The sequence below is a fragment of the uncultured Nocardioides sp. genome, assembly GCF_902805925.1.
In the GTDB taxonomy this organism is placed as follows: Bacteria; Actinomycetota; Actinomycetes; order Propionibacteriales; family Nocardioidaceae; genus Nocardioides.
Window position 1 is genome coordinate 1 of record NZ_CADCUP010000204.1, and the last position, 16,524, is coordinate 16,524.

Sequence of the window (16,524 nt, forward strand, 5' to 3'; positions counted from 1 at the left end):
GCCGATCCTGCCGGCCTCACGGTCACCTTCGACCTGAGGTCCGAGCGCACGGACGGTTCGGAGGTCGACGAGGTGCTGACCTTGCTGCTCGAGCGCACCGAGGACGGGTACCTCATCGCGGGTCAGCAGAGCTGATCCCGGAGCGCCGTCCACCCGGGACGGGCTGCGCGCGGGAGACCCCGTGAGGAACCGTCCGGACGCTCCTGCAACCATGGCGCATGCCTGGGACCAACCTGACCCGCGACGAGGCGCAGACCCGCGCCGAGCTCCTCGACGTCGACTCCTACACCGTGGAGCTCGACCTCTCCCGCGCACCCGACGAGGCCGTGCGCACCTTCGGCTCCACGACCGTGGTCCGGTTCGGCTGTCGGACCCCGGGTGCCTCGACGTTCGCCGACCTCGTCGGCGCGCAGGTCGAGGAGGTCGTGCTCAACGGCCGCACGCTCGACCCGGCCGCGGTGTACGCCGACGACCGGCTGCAGCTCGACGGCCTCGAGGCAGACAACGAGCTGCGCGTCGTCGCCCAGTGCGCCTACAGCCGCAGCGGCGAGGGACTGCACCGCTTCCACGACCCCGCCGACGGCCGGGTCTACACCTACACCCAGCTCGAGGTGCCCGACGCGCGACGGGTCTACACGACCTTCGAGCAGCCCGACCTCAAGGCGCCGTTCACGTTCACCGTCACGGCGCCCACGGGCTGGGTGGTGTTGTCGAACTCCCCCGCCCCCGACCCGACGCCGGCCGGGGAAGGGTCGTCGACCTGGGCCTTCGCGCCGACCGAGCGGCTCGCGACGTACTTCACCGCGATCGTGGCCGGCGAGTACCACGCGTCCCACGACACCTACGACAGTCCGCACGGCGAGATCCAGCTCGGCCACTACTGCCGGCAGTCGGTGGCCGAGCACCTCGACGTCGAGCGGCTGCTGACCATCACCCGGCAGGGCTTCGCCTTCTTCGAGGACGCCTTCGCGGTGCCGTACCCGTTCGGCCGCGGAGGCGCCACCGGCGAGGGTCCCCGCAGCTACGACCAGGTGTACGTGCCGGAGTACAACATGGGCGCGATGGAGAACGCGGGGTGCATCACCTACCGCGACGAGTACCTCCCGCGCTCGCGCCAGACCCGGGCCTTCTACGAGCAGCGCGCCAACACGATCCTCCACGAGATGGCCCACATGTGGTTCGGCGACCTCGTGACGATGAAGTGGTGGGACGACCTCTGGCTCAACGAGTCCTTCGCCGAGTGGGCCTCCCACCACGCGATGGTCGCCGGCACGAAGTACACCGAGGCCTGGACCGGCTTCACCAACGCCCGCAAGAACTGGGCCTACCGCCAGGACCAGCTGCCCTCGACGCACCCGATCGCGGCCGACAACTACGACCTCGAGGCCGTGGAGGTCAACTTCGACGGCATCACCTACGCCAAGGGCGCCTCGACGCTCAAGCAGCTGGTCGCCTGGGTGGGCCTCGAGCCGTTCATGGCCGGCCTGCGCGACTACTTCAAGGCGCACGCCTTCGGCAACTCCGAGTTCGCCGACCTGCTCGCCGCGCTGGAGCGCTCCTCCGGCCGCGAGCTCGACTCGTGGGCCAAGGAGTGGCTGCAGACCTCCGGCGTCAACACCCTCGCCCCCGACTTCGAGGTCGACGACCGGGGCGCGTTCACGGCGTTCCGGGTGACGCAGAGCGCCGACCCGGGGTTCCCGGCCATCCGCCGTCACCGCCTCGGCATCGGCCTGTACGACGTCGTCGACGGCCGCCTCGCCCTGCGTCACCGGGTCGAGGTCGACGTCGAGGGCGAGTCCACGTCGGTCGAGGAGCTGGTCGGCCACGCGCAGCCGGACCTCGTGCTGCTCAACGACGGCGACCTCACCTACGCCAAGATCCGGCTCGACGAGCGCTCGCTCGCGACCGCGGTGGCCACCATCGACAGGATCGACGACTCGCTGCCGCGTGCCCTCCTGTGGGGTGCCGCCTGGGACATGACGCGCGACGCCGAGATGCGCGCCACCGACTTCGTGTCACTGGTGCTGCGGGGCATCGGCACCGAGACCGACCTCATCGCGGTGGGCCGCCTCCCCGTCTACGCCCGCACGGCGGTCAGCTACTACGCCGCGCCCGAGCACCGTGACGAGCTCAGGGCGAGGTGGGAGCGGGGCCTGCGCGAGCTGCTCGAGGGCGCCGAGCCCGGCTCGGACCACCAGCTGGCGTTCCTGCGCGCCTACGCCTCGGCGGCCCACTCCGAGGAGGCGCTGGACCTCCTCGACGCACTGCTCGCCGGCTCGGAGTCGCTGCCGGGCCTGGACGTCGACACCGATCTGCGGTGGACCCTGCTGACGGCCCTGTCGTGCAACGGCCGCGCCGACGCCGGTCGCATCGAGGACGAGCTGGCGCGCGACGCGACGATCTCGGGCCAGGAGCACGCCGCCAGGGCGCTCACCGTCCGTCCGACCGCCGAGGCGAAGGCGCAGGCCTGGAGCGACGCGATCGAGCGCGACGACGTCCCCAACGAGACCCAGCGCCAGGTCGCGGCGGCGTTCCCGGTGCCCGGCCAGGCCGACCTGCTCGCGCCGTACCTGGAGAAGTACCTGCGCGTCGCCGACACCATCTGGGAGGAGAAGGGCGTGCAGCGCGCGTCCACGGCGTTGGAGCTGATGTTCCCGATGCCGCTGATCTCGCCCGAGACGCTCGCCGTGCTGGACGAGTGGCTCGGCTCCTCGCCGGCCAACCCGGCGGCCAAGCGCTACGTGCGGGAGGGGCGCGCCGACATGGCCCGTGCCCTGGTCGCCCGCGAGAAGGACGCCTCCTGAGGCAAGGGCCCAAGGCAGCCGACGCCGGCCCCCGCGAGGTGGCCGGCGGGGCCGCCGTGACCGGTCCCGGACGCGTCAGGGTCCGGCGTGCAGGGTGTTCTGCGGGGTGGCGTGCTCGGCGAGCATCGCGATGCCGCGGACCAGTCCGCCGACCTCGTCGCCCTCGCTGAACAGGGTCTGCATCGCCAGCACCGCGAGCTCGACCTGGCGGTCGGGCAGGTGGCGGCGCACCTCCGCGCCGGTGACGACCTCGAGGGCCCGCACCGTCGGGTCGACCAGGATCAGCACGCTCCTGGCCGGTGCCACCAGGGCGGCGTGGAGCATCCGGGCGTAGCGGGCGGGGTCGCCCTGGGCGATCCCGCGGAACACCGAGAACTCGAAGCGGGAGACCTGCTCGGCGAACCGGATGGCCTTGTCGATCTCCGCGCGCTGGCGCGGGGTCAGCTCACCACTGGGCACTGGCGCCACCCGTCTCGTGCTCGTCCGCGGCGCTGCTGGTCAGCTCTGCGGTGCCCGGCCGCGGACCACCGAACCACTCGTCGTCGATCGGGGCCGCACCGGGGGCCAGCCTCTCGCCACGCACCAGTGCGGGCAGGTAGATCGCCAGCGTGATCAGGAGGAACAGCAGGACGGGCACGCCGCCCAGCAGGAGCAGGGCGCCGAGCGCGTCGACCGGCTCGGGATCGGACCAGCCGTCGGGCACGTCGGCGAACGCCGGCCGACCGGTCAGCACGAGCGCGGCGACCCCACTGACGACGAGGCCGACGCGACGGGCGAGGCGGCGGTGGGACGAGGGGAGCGTGGTCACGGAGGCAGGATATCGGCTCCCGCCGCGGATCCGCGCACCCGACCGGGTCGGCTCGGCCGGCCGCGCCTCCGGTCGCCATACTGGGGGTCATGTCCGCCCCACCCCCCGCTCCACCCCCCGTCCTGCCACTGCTGCTGCCCAGCGACTGCGAGAGCGGTGAGGTCGTCTGCGGGTGGGTGCGCGAGGCCACCGGCAGCGAGCGCGCGGCCGACCTGGCCGACGTCCTCATCGGTGCACCCCTGGCGATCGTCGGACTGGTGCTGCTGGGGTTCCTCGTGCGGTGGCTGCTGCACCGCGTCGTGGACCGCGTCGTCGCGCGCGCCGAGGAGGGCATGGTGCCCGACCGGCTGACCGGCATCGTCGGGGCGCGGGCCAGGCTCGGCCGCAGCGTCGAGATGCCTCACGACGTGGCCACCTCGACGCGCCGGGTGCAGCGCGCCAAGACCATGGGCAGCCTGCTCAAGAGCGTCATCAGCGGTGTGGTGTTCGCCGTCGCCGGCACCATGGTCCTCAGCGAGATGGACGTCGACATCGCGCCCATCATCGCCAGCGCCGGCATCCTCGGCGTCGCCTTCGGGTTCGGCGCCCAGAGCCTCGTCAAGGACTTCCTCTCCGGCATCTTCATGATCATCGAGGACCAGTACGGCGTCGGCGACGTGGTCGACCTCGGTGAGGCCAACGGCACTGTCGAGGCCGTCAGCCTCCGGGTCACCCGGCTCCGCGACGTCAACGGCACGGTCTGGTACGTCCGCAACGGCGAGATCCTGCGCGTGGGCAACATGAGCCAGAACTGGGCCCGCACGGTGCTCGACGTGGCCGTCGGCTACAAGGAGGACCTCACCAAGGTGCGCGCGGTGCTCAGGGACGTCGCGCACGACGTGTGGGAGGACGAGCGGTTCCACGGGCTCATCATCGAGGAGCCGGAGGTCTGGGGAGTCGAGTCGATGACCGCCGATGCGGTGAACGTGCGGGTCACCCTCAAGACTGCTCCCATGGAGCAGTGGGCCGTGGCACGGGAGATGCGCGAGCGCATCAAGGCCCGGTTCGACCACGAGGGCATCGAGATGCCGCACCGGCTCATCTCCCGGCTCGACCTGCCGTTCGCCCCCGCCGCCGCCGACGCAGCACCCCGGGCCGAGGAGAAGCAGTGAGCTACTACGACGAGATCGGCGGCGAGACGACGATCCGCACCATCGTCGGCACCTTCTACGCCGGCGTGGCCGAGGACGAGGTGCTGCGCCCGCTCTACCCCGAGGAGGACCTCGAGCCCGCCGCCGAGCGGTTCACGCTGTTCCTCATGCAGTACTGGGGCGGCCCCACGACCTACTCCGAGGCTCGCGGGCACCCGCGGCTGCGCATGCGGCACGCGCCCTTCGCGGTGACGCCCCTGACCAAGGAGCACTGGCTCAAGCACTTCCGCGCCGGCCTCGACGCCGCGCAGCTCACCCCCGAGCAGGACCAGCAGTTCTGGGACTACGTCACCCACGCCGCGCAGTTCATGGTCAACTCGTTCGAGTGAGCCGGTCGCGGTACTCCGCCGACGGCTCGGTCGAGCGTCCCTGCCGTGGGTCGAAGTGGACCAGCGCGACGCGCGCCCGGGACAGCAGCGTGTCGCCGTCCCGGATCTCGGACTCGACGGTGAACGAGCGGCTCCCGACCCGCGCGACGTGCGACCAGACGTCGTACGGCTCCTCGCGGAAGAGGATCGGCATCCGGTAGTCGACGTCGGTCTGGGCCACGACGACCTCGAGCGCGCCGTCGTCCTCGGGGAGGCCCTCGCGCAGGCCGGACAGCAGCTGGATCCGCGCCTCCTGGAAGTACTCGAAGTACTTCACGTTGTTGACGTGCCCGTAGGCGTCGACGTCGGAGAAGCGCACGTGCAGCGGGTAGTGCGCCCGGCGCTCCGCCGGGGGCGGCGCCAGCGGCTCGCGCGGCCGCCTCTCGATGGGATCCAGGAACTGCGACAGCGTCGCCCGCTCGTCGGCGCTGAGGCGCCGCGGACGCTCGGTGGCGAAGACGTAGGGCGTGAGCACGGTGGTGGCGCGCAGGTAGGTGGTACGCCGGCCGTCGCCGTCCTCGTCGAAGACCTCGTAGCCCATGGTGAACGAGGCGGCCCGGACCTCGGTGACCCAGCACTCGATCCGGACCGGACGGAACCGGAAGGTGAGCGGCGCGAGGTAGGTGACCTCGTGCCGCACGACCACCACACCCTCGGCGAGGTCGCCCCCCTCGGGGCGGCTGGCCGGCGCGTGGGTGCGGATCATGTCGACCCGCGCCTCCTGCAGGTAGTCGACGTAGACGACGTTGTTGACGTGACCGAGGAGGTCGAGATCGGCCCACCGCATCGGGCACTCGTAGGTGTGGCGCACGCCTCATGCTCGCAGAGTGCACCGCCGCACGCCGAGCCGACGTCGGTGGTCGAGGACCGGCCGGCGGTGACGCGCGCCCCGGAGCCCCGCCTCCCTCGGCCAGGGGTCCAGGGGCACCAACTAGGGTGGAGACGCAGTCCATGCCTTCCAGATCGGAGCTCCCATGCCTGAGGCAGTCATCGTCTCCGCGGCCCGCACGCCCATCGGCCGCGCGAACAAGGGGTCCCTCAAGGACCAGCGCCCCGACGACCTGGCCGCGTTCATCGTGAAGGCGGCCCTGGACAAGGTCGAGGGCCTCGACCCCCACACCGTCGACGACCTCTACCTCGGCTGCGGCCTGCCCGGCGGCGAGTCGGGCTACAACATGGGCCGGATCGTCAACGTCCTCAACGACATGGACGACGTCCCGGGGGCGACCGTCACGCGCTACTGCGGCTCCTCGGTGCAGACCACCCGGATGGCCTTCCACGCGATCAGGGCCGGGGAGGGCGACGTCTTCGTCTCCGCCGGCGTCGAGATGGTGTCCCGCTTCGCGAAGGGCACCTCCGACCACTGGCCCGACACCCAGAACCACGCCTTCGACGAGGCGCAGGAGCGCACCAAGCGCGCCTCCGAGGGCGGCGTCGAGTGGCACGACCCCCGCGCAGACGGCAGCCTGCCCGACGCCTACGTCACGATGGGCCAGACCGCGGAGAACGTCGCCCAGCTGCGCGGCCTCTCCCGCCGGGAGCTCGACGAGTTCGGCGTCCGCTCGCAGAACCTCGCGGAGCAGGCCATCGAGAACGGCTTCTGGGCCCGCGAGATCACCCCCGTCACCACCCCCGACGGCACCGTGGTCACCACCGACGACGGCCCGCGCGCCGGGGTCACCTACGACGCCATCTCACAGCTCAAGCCGGTGTTCCGGCCCGACGGCGTGGTGACAGCGGGCAACTGCTGCCCGCTCAACGACGGGGCCGCCGCGGTGGTCGTCATGTCCGACACCAGGGCGGCCGAGCTGGGCGTCACGCCGCTGGCCCGCATCGTCTCGACCGGCGTGTCCGGTCTCTCGCCCGAGATCATGGGCCTGGGCCCGGTCGAGGCCACCAGGCGTGCCCTGTCCCACGCCGGGATGAGCATCGGCGACATCGACCTGGTCGAGATGAACGAGGCCTTCGCCGCGCAGGTCGTGCCGTCGTACCAGGAGCTCGGGATCGACCTCGACCGGCTCAACGTCAACGGCGGCGCCATCGCGGTGGGCCACCCGTTCGGCATGACCGGCGCCCGGCTGCAGAACACGATGGTCAACAGCCTGGACTGGCACGACAAGACCACCGGCCTGATCACCCTCTGCGTCGGCGGCGGCCAGGGCATGGCGATGATCCTCGAGCGTCTCTAGGTCGCCGGCATGCCCGACACCCCGTCCACCGACACCCGCTGGCTCGACGAGTCGCAGCAGCGCAGCTGGCGCGCGTGGCTCCTGGGCAACACCCTGCTCATGGGGCGGCTCGACGACGACCTGCGCCGCTCGTTCAACATCTCGCTGGTCGAGTACGAGATCCTGGTGCGGCTCTCCGAGCGGCCGGACCGGCGGATGCGGATGGCGCAGCTCGCCGACGCCCTGGCCCACAGCCGCAGCCGGGTGACCCACACCATCGACCGGATGGAGAAGTCGGGGTACGTCACCCGGGGCCCCTCCCCCGACGACGGACGAGGCATCGTGGCGACGATGACCGACAGCGGGTACGAGCTGCTCGAGACAGCCGCCCACGTGCACGTCACCGGCGTGCGGGACCACCTCGTCGACCTCGCCACCGCCGAGGACCTCCAAGCTGTCGGGCGCGTGCTGAACTCGGTGGCCGACCACCTGATCGCCGCCCACCCGGAGATGGAGATGCGGTAGGTCGGACGCGGAGCGGACGACCTCAGGGTGGTCGAGCGAGCCGTCGGCGGCCGAGCCTGCGAGGCCGCCGAACCGGCTCGTCGATACCCGGTGAGACGAACGAGGCGGCGACCCACGGGTCGCCGCCTCGTTCGACCAGGAGCGGTCAGTCGCGCGTGAGGCGCCGGTGGGTGACCCGGTGCGGACGCGCGGCCTCGATGCCGAGGCGCTCGATCTTGTTCTCCTCGTAGGCCGCGTAGTTGCCCTCGAACCAGAACCACGAGGCGGGGTCCTCCTCGTTGCCCTCCCACGCCAGGATGTGCGTGGCGACGCGGTCGAGGAACCACCGGTCGTGCGAGGTGACCACGGCGCAGCCGGGGAAGTCGAGGAGCGCGTCCTCCAGGGACGACAGCGTCTCGACGTCGAGGTCGTTGGTGGGCTCGTCGAGCAGCAGCATGTTGCCGCCCATCTTCAGCGTCAGCGCCAGGTTGAGGCGGTTGCGCTCACCACCGGACAGCACGCCGGCCTTCTTCTGCTGGTCCGGGCCCTTGAAGCCGAACGACGCGACGTAGGCGCGCGAGTTCATCTCGAAGTTGGCGACCTTGATGAAGTCCAGGCCGTCGGAGACGACCTCCCACACGTTCTTCTGCGGGTCGAGCCCTCCGCGGCTCTGGTCGACGTAGGAGATCTTGACGGTCTGGCCGACGGTGAGCTTGCCCTCGTCGGGCTCCTCCTGCCCGGTGATCATCCGGAACAGCGTGGTCTTGCCGACGCCGTTGGGGCCGATGACGCCGACGATGCCCGCCCGGGGCAGCGTGAACGACAGGTCGTGCATGAGCGTGCGGCCGTCGAAGCCCTTGTCGAGGTCGTGGGACTCCAGCACCACGTCGCCGAGCCGCGGACCGGCCGGGATGTTGATCTCGGAGGTGTCGATCTTGCGCATCCGGTCGGCCTCAACCGCCATCTCCTCGTAGCGCGCGAGGCGGGACTTGCTCTTGGTCTGCCGCGCCTTGGCGTTGGAGCGCACCCACTCCAGCTCGCGCTCGAGCATCTTGGCGCGCTTGGCGTCCTTCTGCCCCTCGATCTTGAGGCGGCTCTTCTTGGTCTCCAGGTAGGTCGTGTAGTTGCCCTCGTAGGGGTGGGCCTGACCACGGTCGAGCTCGAGGATCCAGGAGGCGACGTTGTCGAGGAAGTACCGGTCGTGGGTCACGGCCAGCACGGCGCCGGGGTAGGAGGCGAGGTGGCCCTCGAGCCACTGGACCGACTCGGCGTCGAGGTGGTTGGTGGGCTCGTCGAGCAGCAGCAGTCCGGGCTGCTGGAGCAGCAGCTTGCACAGCGCCACGCGGCGACGCTCGCCACCGGAGAGGGTGTCGACGATGGCGTCGGGCGGCGGACAGCGCAGGGCGTCCATGGCCTGGTCGAGCCGGCTGTCGAGGTCCCAGGCGTTGGCGTGGTCGAGGTCGGTCTGGAGGTCGCCCATCTCGGCGAGCAGGGTGTCGAAGTCCGCGTCGGGGTTCGCCATCTCCTCCGAGATCGCGTTGTAGCGGTCGAGCTTGCCCTTGATCTCCGCGACCGCCTCCTCGACGTTCTCGAGCACGGTCCTGCCCTCGGTCAGCGGCGGCTCCTGCTGGAGCATGCCGACGGTGGCCTCGGGGTCGAGCAGCGCGTCGCCGTTGTTGGCGTGGTCGAGGCCCGCCATGATCTTCAGCAGCGAGGACTTGCCGGTGCCGTTGGGGCCCACGACACCGATCTTGGCGCCGTGCAGGAACGAGAGCGTGACGTTGTCGAGGACGACCTTGTCGCCATGGGCCTTGCGCACGTTGCGCAGGGTGAACACGTAGTCAGCCATGGCGCGAACCCTACCTGCGCGGGCGTCCGGACCCCGCATCGATCACAGCGCCTCCACGGCCACCTGCCCCGCCTCCAGCCGCCACTCGTGGGTGACCCCGACGGCCTCCCGGAAGCGCTCGTCGTGGCTGACCAGGAGCACGGTCCCGTCGTAGGCCGCGACCGCGGACTCGAGCTGCTCGATGCCGGCGACGTCGAGGTGGTTGGTCGGCTCGTCGAGCACCAGGGCGTTGACCGCCCGGCCTTGGAACACCGCCATCAGGGCGCGGGTGCGCTCGCCCATGCTCAGGCTGCGTGCCGGCCGGTCGACGTGCTCGGAGCCGAGCCCGAACTTCGCCAGCAGGGTGCGTACGTCGGCCGGGTCGGCGTCGCCGAGCCCGTCGCGCACGGCCTCCAGCAGCGACCGGTCGGTCCCGAGCACGCGGCGCTCCTGGTCGAGCACCCCCAGCGTCACCCGGGCACCCAGCGAGCCGCGCCCCGCGTCGAGCTCGAGGTCGCCCAGCAGGGCCGCCAGCAGCGTGGACTTGCCGCTGCCGTTGTCACCCAGCACGGCCACCCGGTCGCCGCGGGCGACGGTGAGGGTCACGGGGCCGAGCGTGAACGCCTCACGGTGCACCACCGCGGCGGTGAGCGAGGCGACGATGTCGGCCGAGGGCGGCCCGGAGGCGAGGGAGTACCTCAGCTGCCACTCCCTGCGGGGCTGCTCCACCACGTCGAGCCGGTCGACGGCGTTGCGCGTGCGCGCCGCCTTGGCGTCCTGGCGGTCGGCACGCGCGCGGTCCCGCTCGCGCAGGTTCTTGTCGGGCTCGTCGCCGCGCTTGACCGCACGCCGGCCCCGATCCGCCCACTCGCGGCGCTGCCTGCTCTGCGCGAGCAGCGCGTCGCGGGCGCCGGCGTACTGCTCGTAGTCGGCCCGGGCACGCGCCCGCGCCGCCTCCTTCGCCGTGACGAAGTCGGTCCACCCGCCGGGGTGGTGGGAGATCGACTGCTGGTGCAGGTCGAGCTCGACGACCGAGGTGACGACGCGGTCGAGGAACGCCCGGTCGTGGCTCGCCACGAGCACCGGGCCGGGGCGCGACGTGACGAACTCCGCCATCAGCTCCAGCCCCCGGCTGTCGAGGTTGTTGGTGGGCTCGTCGAGGAGCAGCACGTCGTACTGGGAGAGGAGCACGGCGACCAGGCAGGCGCGGGCCGCCTGGCCGCCCGACAGGGTGCCGAGCGGCCGGTGCGGGTCGACGTCGAGTCCCACCCGGCCGGCGACCCCGGGCAGGCGGTCGGCGAGGTCGGCGGCACCCAGGCCCAGCCAGCGCTCGAGCGCGTCGGCATAGGCGTCGTCGGCACCCTCCGTGCCGGCGGCCAGCGCCTCCGACGTCGACTGCAGCCGGGCGTCGGCGTCCGCCACGCCGGTGCGCCGGCGGACGTAGTCGAGCAGTGACTCCGCACCGTCGGGCACCACCTGGGGCAGCCAGGCGGTCGTGGCGTCGGCCGGTGCCACATCCACCGAGCCGGCGTCGGCCGGCAGGTCCCCGGCGATGGTGCGCATCAAGGTGGACTTGCCGGAGCCGTTGACCCCGACGACCGCGGTGACGTCGCCCGGTGCGAGCACCAGGTCGAGCCCGGAGAAGAGGGTGCGGGCGCCGAACGCGACCCCGAGGTCGTGCAACGTGACGGTGGTGGCGGAGTGGGCGAGAGAGGTCGAAGACATGGGTGTCCCTGAGGAGTCGGACGGACCGCTCGAGGCGGCTGGTCGGCTCAGGAGGTCTTCATGCGCTCGAGGCTAACGCCGCCTCGGGCCACCGGCCAACCGATTTCAGGCGGCCTCCTCGCGCTGCCCCTCCTCACGCTGCCCCTCCTCGCCGGCCACCTCCTCGACGACCTCGGGCCGCGCGGGACGGCTGAACTCCGCCCGCCCGCGAGCGAGGTCGTGGCCGATGGAGGTCGCCACGACGACGTGTCGGGTGGCGCTGGTGCCGTCGGGCTTGTCCCATGTCTCCGCGACCAGGCGCCCGGCGACGAGCACCGGTTGGCCGCGCCGCACGCTGGCTGCGACGTTCTCGGCCAGCGCGCGCCAGGCCTTCACGGAGTACCAGATGGTCTCCTGGTCCTCCCAGGCGCCGTCCTTGAGCCGGCGGGGCGTGCTGCCGACGCGCAGCGTCGCGACGGCGGCGCCGGTGGTGGTGCGGGCCAGCTCGACGTTGCCGCCGACCCAGCCCGAGAAGGTGATCAGGGTGTCGTTCATCGGTGTCTCCCGGTCGTGGGTGCCTGTGACGCGGGTGCGTCACGGCTCCCAGACTGCGAGCGCGCGCCGACGGTGGCCGGTGCACCGGTCAGGCCCTGTGGACGACGCGCGGACGGGCTGCGCTGTGGACGACTGGCGGTCCGCACCATGGGGCGGTGTCGGCTCAGCGCAGGGCGGCGTCGAGCCCCGTGCGCACCGTGGAGTACGCCGCGAGCTCGGCCTCCACCGGCTCGACGACCAGCTCCTGCGAGACCTCCGAGATCGCCTGCCGCAGCCTCCGGTCGGCGGCTCGGGCACGCCTGCGGGCGGTGAGCCCCACGAGCACCCGGCACAGGAGCGCCAGCAGCAGCCCGGCCACGATCCCGCCGAGCACCATGAGCGTGGGAAGGGCGAAGCCACCGACCTCGGGCGTCGGCACGTTGTCGATCTGCAGGTAGGCACCGAACGCGAGGAGACCCAGCCACACGCCGCCGACCACCGCGGTGAGGATGAGCAACCACTGGAGGACCCGCACGAACCCGGCCCAGGCCGGGATGCGCGTCGGGCCCAGGTCGGTGCCGGCCAGTGCCTTGTCGAGGCGGTCGCCGAGGTCGTCGAGCCGTGCCGTGGAGGCGTGGCGCACCGACGCGGCCCACGGCCGCGCGAGGCCCTCCGACACCTGGTCGGCGAGGGCGCGCACCTCGGTGTCGACGCGGGCGCGCTGCACCTGGGTGGCCTGGGGCACCGAGGTGCGGGCCGTGCCGGTGAGCGCCTTGCCGGCGCTCCCCAGGTCGAGGTGCAGCCGCTTGAGCGGGTCGGGCTTGAGGCGCGAGAACCATGACGTGACCGGCCAGCCGGTGGCGCGCGTGGCGCGCAGCCGGGTGGAGTCCGCGACGGCCCGGACGACCGTGGGCACACCGGCCGCCTCGGCGAAGGCGTCGTCGAGCGCGGCGACGCGGTCCTTGGCCAGGCCACGCGCCTTGCCCTCGCCGGTGACCTGCCGGAGCCGGGCGGCGGCGGCCCTGACGTCCGCCTCGAGGCGCTGACGGGTGGCCTTCTTGGCTGCGACCCTCTTGGCGATGGCGTCACGGAGCTCATCGACCCCCCACCCCTCGCGCGCGCTGAGCGGCAGCACCGGCACCCCGGTGAGACCGTCGGCGTCGAGCAGGCGGCGCACGTCGGCGACCATGGAGTCGCGCCGGGCCTCGGGCACCAGGTCGATCTGGTTGAGGACGACGATCATGACGTCCCGGTGGGTCTCCAGCGGCGCCAGGTAGCGGTCGTGGATCGCGGCGTCGGCGTACTTCTGGGGGTCCAGCACCCACACCAGGAGGTCGGCGAGCTGCACGAGGCGGTCGACCTCGAGGTGGTGGGACACCTCGGTCGAGTCGTGGTCGGGCAGGTCGAGCAGCACCACGCCCTGGAGCTGCGGATCCTCCTTGCCCGTGGAGAGCAGCGAGTCGCGGGTCACCTGGTGGCGCGGCGGGATGCCGAGCCACTCGAGCAGCTCGGGGGCGCCCTCGCTCCCCCACACGCAGGCCGAGGCCCACGAGGTGGTGGGCCGGCGTACGCCGACGGCCGACAGCTCGATCCCCGTCAGCGCGTTGAAGGTCGAGGACTTGCCCGAGCCGGTGGCGCCGGCGAGCGCGACGACGGTGTGCTCGGCGGAGAGCCGCAGCCGTCCCAGCGCCCGGTCGACGACCGCCTGTGCGTCGCCGACCACCTGCTCGTCGACCCGGCCCCTCGACGCCGTGACGGCCTGCTCGAGTCCCGTGAGACGCGCCCCGGTGTCGGAGCTGCGGCCCACGAGCTTCTTGGCTCCCTCGAGCACGGACGTCATGGTCTCCCTCGGCGGCGGTCCGGCAATGACTGGGCCAGCCTATTGTGCCGGGCCCGGTCCTCCCGATTCCCGGTCGGCCGGGCGGAGGATCGTCGGCGCCTTCCTCTGCGCGGCGAAGCGCAGGTCGTCGACCCGTCGCGACGCCTGGCGCAGCGCGTCCGGCGCCTGGGGCGAGACGCCGAGGTCGTCGAGCCGGTCGAGGTAGCGACCACGTTCGGACTCGAGCAGCTCGCGGACGCGGCGCTCGAGGTCCTGGCGGGCCCGCTCGGCGAGGCTGCGGACGGCCTGGTCGCCGAACACCGCCTCGAGCAGCTTCTGGCCGAGCACGGCGGAGCCGCCGGCGATGCCGGCCTCGGCACCGGTGACCCCGGCGGTGTGCGCGAAGACCACGACCATCAGCGCGACCGAGAGCCCGTTGACGCCGAAGGCCAGGAAGCGGGCGGTGGTGCGCTTGTCCGCGCCCTCGCTGCGGACCATGTCGAGCACGTCGGCCTGCCAGTCGCGCACCGCGCGCTCGGCGCTGCGGCGGAAGCCGCGCGAGGCCCGGCCGAGGTCCTCGCCCGCGTCGGCGAGGAGGGCCTGGCCGGAGGCCAGGGACTGCCACGACGCCTCGGCGCGCTCGGCGGCCGCCTCGGCGTGCTCGAGGATCAGCGTCTCGAGGCCGGACTCGACCGCCACCGTGACGCGCTCGGCCTGCTGCGGCTTGCCCTTCACGGCGTTCACGATGCGGTCGCGGATCCAGCCGACGCGGTTCTCCAGCGACTTCAGCAGCTCACCGGTGCCGACGAACTCCTGCCAGCGCGCGAGCACCTCGCCGCGGAGCAGGGTGCCGTCGGCGGAGGCCTCCACGATCTCGGCGATGCTCGCGTCGTAGGCCTTGTTGGCGTCGTCGCGCAGGCGGCGTACGGCGTCGACCTGCTCGGTCGCGGCGTCGGCGACCACGTGGGTGCGGCGGGTGAGCGTGCGGATCGCACCGTCGAGGGTCTGCTTGACGACCGCCGTGCGGGCCTCGGCGTCGGCCGCCAGGGACTCCAGCCAGCCCCGGATGTCGGCGACCGCCGAGCCGGGGAGCAGGCCCTCGTCGTCGACACCGCCCTCGGTGACGGTGAACAGCGGGGAGTCCTTCAGGCCCCGGCTGGCGAGCATCCGGGCCAGGTGGGTGGCGACGGTGTCGACCGCGTCGGGCGGGGTGCGGTCCAGCACGATCGCCACGGCGGCGGAGCGCTCGGCGGCCTGCCGCAGGAAGCCCCACGGCACCTGGTCGGCGTAGCGGGCGGCGGAGGTGACGAAGAGCCACAGGTCGGCGGCCGCGAGCAGCTGCGCGGCCAGCACCCGGTTGCGCTCCTCCACGGAGTCGATGTCGGGAGCGTCCAGGATCGCCAGACCGGCCGGCACGTCGTCGGAGGCGACCAGCTGCAGCGCCGCGGGGTCGTTGGTGGCGCGAGAGACCCGCTCGAGGTCGGGAAGCAGGCGGTCCTGGCCGAACCACTCGGCGTCGGCCGGGTTGTGCACCAGCACGGGCGAGCGCGTCGTCGGGCGCAGCACCCCCGGCTCGCTGACGCGACGCCCGACGAGGGAGTTCACCAGCGTCGACTTGCCGGCGCCGGTGGAGCCACCGACCACGGCGAGCATCGGCGCCTCGATCGTCATCAGCCGCGGGATGACGTAGTCCTCGAGCTGGTCGACCATCTCCCGCTGCGACTGCCGCTGCTCGGCGACCCCCGGGATCTCGAGCGGCAGCCCGACCTCCTGCAGCGTCGCGCGCAGCCGCACCAGGGCGGTGAGCATCCGGGTGGAGTCGGCGTCGCCGCCCGACACGGTCGCTGTGTCGCCGGGAGGGGTCTCGCTCATCGGGTGGGTACCACCTGTCCGGGGAAGGAGATGTAGGGGCGAACGGCGGTGAGCCGCTCGACGTGCTGCTGTCCGCGCGCCGCGAAGTCGGGCGGCGGCGTACCACGAAGGTACCGATGGTGCAGGAAGCCCAGCTCGACGGCGGCCTGCTGGTAGTCGCGCATGGCTCGCTCCCCCGGCCCACCACCGAGTCGCCGGGCGTGCTCGCGGGCCGCGCGCCGGGCGGCGAGCCCGACCAGCCAGGGGATGTCGGTGGCCGGCAGCAGACCTCGCTGCGCGGCGTCGCGGAGCGCCGCGGTGAGCACCCGCTGCTCGGCGCGGCGTCGCCACAGGGCGAACGCCGCGACCGCCACGAGCGCCGGCGCCATCAGGGTGAGGTAGACCATCACGAAGTTGTCGATGCCGCCCAGCGTGGCGGAGTTCCACGTGCCGTGGCTCAGCACGGCGGCGGCGTATCCCAGCAGCGGCAGCAGCCAGCGCGCCAGGCTGGTCCGGCTGGCGACCGCCAGACCGACGCCGATGCCGGTGAAGGCGGTGAAGAGGGGGTGCGCGAACGGGCTGAACAGGCCCCGCACGACGAAGGTGCCGGTCAGTGCGTCGGTGCCGCCGGGGCCCACGCCGTCGGTGCCGTTGTAGGCCGCGGCCAGGTAGAGGATGTTCTCCGTGAAGGCGAAGCCGACGCCGACCATGCCGGCGTAGACGATGCCGTCGAGCACGCCGTCGAGCTCGTCGCGGCGCCACCACAGCAGCAGGACCAGGAAGAGCCCCTTGGTGGCCTCCTCCGTCACCGGCGCGACGACGCCGAGCCGCTGCATGTCGTCGAAGCCGCCGAGCAGGCCTCCCACGCCCTGGAGCACCAGGGCGGCGGCGGTCGCGACGAACGCGCCCCAGATCAGCCCGGCCGCCAGCAGGGTGCGCGGCTCGG

General features: G+C 72.5%; 14 protein-coding genes. 5 read left to right on the top strand and 9 right to left on the bottom strand.

Going from position 1 to position 16,524, the window contains the following annotated elements:
* Positions 1-218: 218 nt before the first annotated feature.
* Positions 219-2,804, top strand: a complete 2,586-nt coding sequence (gene pepN, locus QZX64_RS14810) for an aminopeptidase N (protein ID WP_295661287.1) — start codon at positions 219-221, stop codon at positions 2,802-2,804.
* 75 nt (positions 2,805-2,879) lie between these two features.
* On the opposite strand, the gene QZX64_RS14815 is transcribed toward pepN, so the two are convergent.
* Both QZX64_RS14815 and QZX64_RS14820 read right to left on the bottom strand, forming a co-directional pair.
* Entirely contained in the window at positions 2,880-3,272 is a 393-nt protein-coding gene (locus QZX64_RS14815; protein ID WP_295661289.1) for a DUF5130 family protein, read from the bottom strand.
* The gene (locus QZX64_RS14820) at positions 3,250-3,612 is read right to left on the bottom strand and encodes a hypothetical protein (protein ID WP_295661291.1); all 363 of its coding nucleotides are present in this window, start codon (positions 3,610-3,612) and stop codon (positions 3,250-3,252) included. Before QZX64_RS14820 ends, QZX64_RS14815 begins: the two co-directional genes overlap by 23 nt.
* Positions 3,613-3,701: 89 nt before the next feature.
* Between QZX64_RS14820 and QZX64_RS14825 the strand changes: the two genes are divergently transcribed.
* Entirely contained in the window at positions 3,702-4,763 is a 1,062-nt protein-coding gene (locus QZX64_RS14825; RefSeq protein ID WP_295661293.1) for a mechanosensitive ion channel family protein, read from the top strand.
* The gene (locus QZX64_RS14830; protein ID WP_295661295.1) at positions 4,760-5,131 is read left to right on the top strand and encodes a globin; all 372 of its coding nucleotides are present in this window, start codon (positions 4,760-4,762) and stop codon (positions 5,129-5,131) included. The genes QZX64_RS14825 and QZX64_RS14830 overlap by 4 nt, the downstream gene beginning before the upstream one ends.
* On the opposite strand, the gene QZX64_RS14835 is transcribed toward QZX64_RS14830, so the two are convergent.
* Positions 5,115-5,981 (bottom strand): thioesterase family protein, encoded by an 867-nt coding sequence (locus QZX64_RS14835; protein ID WP_295661297.1) that lies wholly within the window; start codon positions 5,979-5,981, stop codon positions 5,115-5,117. The genes QZX64_RS14830 and QZX64_RS14835 overlap by 17 nt on opposite strands.
* 163 nt (positions 5,982-6,144) lie before the next feature.
* Here QZX64_RS14835 and QZX64_RS14840 point away from each other — a divergent pair, with 163 nt between their 5' ends.
* Entirely contained in the window at positions 6,145-7,359 is a 1,215-nt protein-coding gene (locus tag QZX64_RS14840; protein WP_295661299.1) for an acetyl-CoA C-acetyltransferase, read from the top strand.
* Between the two features lie 9 nt (positions 7,360-7,368).
* Positions 7,369-7,863: a MarR family winged helix-turn-helix transcriptional regulator gene (locus QZX64_RS14845; protein ID WP_295661301.1), complete on the top strand. Its 495-nt coding sequence runs from the start codon at positions 7,369-7,371 to the stop codon at positions 7,861-7,863.
* Positions 7,864-8,008: 145 nt separating this feature from the next.
* Here the strand turns inward: QZX64_RS14845 and ettA are convergent, their stop codons facing one another.
* From ettA to QZX64_RS14875, 6 genes are all read right to left on the bottom strand, one after another.
* Positions 8,009-9,691: an energy-dependent translational throttle protein EttA gene (gene ettA, locus QZX64_RS14850; RefSeq protein ID WP_295661303.1), complete on the bottom strand. Its 1,683-nt coding sequence runs from the start codon at positions 9,689-9,691 to the stop codon at positions 8,009-8,011.
* Positions 9,692-9,733: 42 nt separating this feature from the next.
* Positions 9,734-11,395, bottom strand: coding sequence for an ABC-F family ATP-binding cassette domain-containing protein (locus tag QZX64_RS14855; protein WP_295661305.1), 1,662 nt, complete (start codon positions 11,393-11,395; stop codon positions 9,734-9,736).
* A 105-nt stretch (positions 11,396-11,500) separates the two neighbouring features.
* Positions 11,501-11,929, bottom strand: coding sequence for a single-stranded DNA-binding protein (locus QZX64_RS14860; RefSeq protein ID WP_295661307.1), 429 nt, complete (start codon positions 11,927-11,929; stop codon positions 11,501-11,503).
* A gap of 163 nt (positions 11,930-12,092) precedes the next feature.
* Positions 12,093-13,748: a GTPase family protein gene (locus QZX64_RS14865; protein WP_295661309.1), complete on the bottom strand. Its 1,656-nt coding sequence runs from the start codon at positions 13,746-13,748 to the stop codon at positions 12,093-12,095.
* Positions 13,749-13,787: 39 nt separating this feature from the next.
* The gene (locus QZX64_RS14870) at positions 13,788-15,599 is read right to left on the bottom strand and encodes a dynamin family protein (protein WP_295661311.1); all 1,812 of its coding nucleotides are present in this window, start codon (positions 15,597-15,599) and stop codon (positions 13,788-13,790) included.
* A partial coding sequence (locus tag QZX64_RS14875) for a PrsW family intramembrane metalloprotease (RefSeq protein ID WP_295661313.1) occupies positions 15,596-16,524 on the bottom strand: 929 nt, incomplete at its 5' end. The genes QZX64_RS14870 and QZX64_RS14875, both read right to left, overlap by 4 nt.

Bases quoted from the DNA above. Each gene is read 5' to 3' on its own strand.
- ettA (WP_295661303.1), bottom strand. From the start codon at position 9,691: ATGGCTGACTACGTGTTCACCCTGCGCAACGTGCGCAAGGCCCATGGC.
- QZX64_RS14860 (WP_295661307.1), bottom strand. From the start codon at position 11,929: ATGAACGACACCCTGATCACCTTCTCGGGCTGGGTCGGCGGCAACGTC.
- QZX64_RS14855 (WP_295661305.1), bottom strand. From the start codon at position 11,395: ATGTCTTCGACCTCTCTCGCCCACTCCGCCACCACCGTCACGTTGCAC.
- pepN (WP_295661287.1), top strand. From the start codon at position 219: ATGCCTGGGACCAACCTGACCCGCGACGAGGCGCAGACCCGCGCCGAG.
- QZX64_RS14845 (WP_295661301.1), top strand. From the start codon at position 7,369: ATGCCCGACACCCCGTCCACCGACACCCGCTGGCTCGACGAGTCGCAG.
- QZX64_RS14865 (WP_295661309.1), bottom strand. From the start codon at position 13,748: ATGACGTCCGTGCTCGAGGGAGCCAAGAAGCTCGTGGGCCGCAGCTCC.
- QZX64_RS14870 (WP_295661311.1), bottom strand. From the start codon at position 15,599: ATGAGCGAGACCCCTCCCGGCGACACAGCGACCGTGTCGGGCGGCGAC.
- QZX64_RS14840 (WP_295661299.1), top strand. From the start codon at position 6,145: ATGCCTGAGGCAGTCATCGTCTCCGCGGCCCGCACGCCCATCGGCCGC.
- QZX64_RS14825 (WP_295661293.1), top strand. From the start codon at position 3,702: ATGTCCGCCCCACCCCCCGCTCCACCCCCCGTCCTGCCACTGCTGCTG.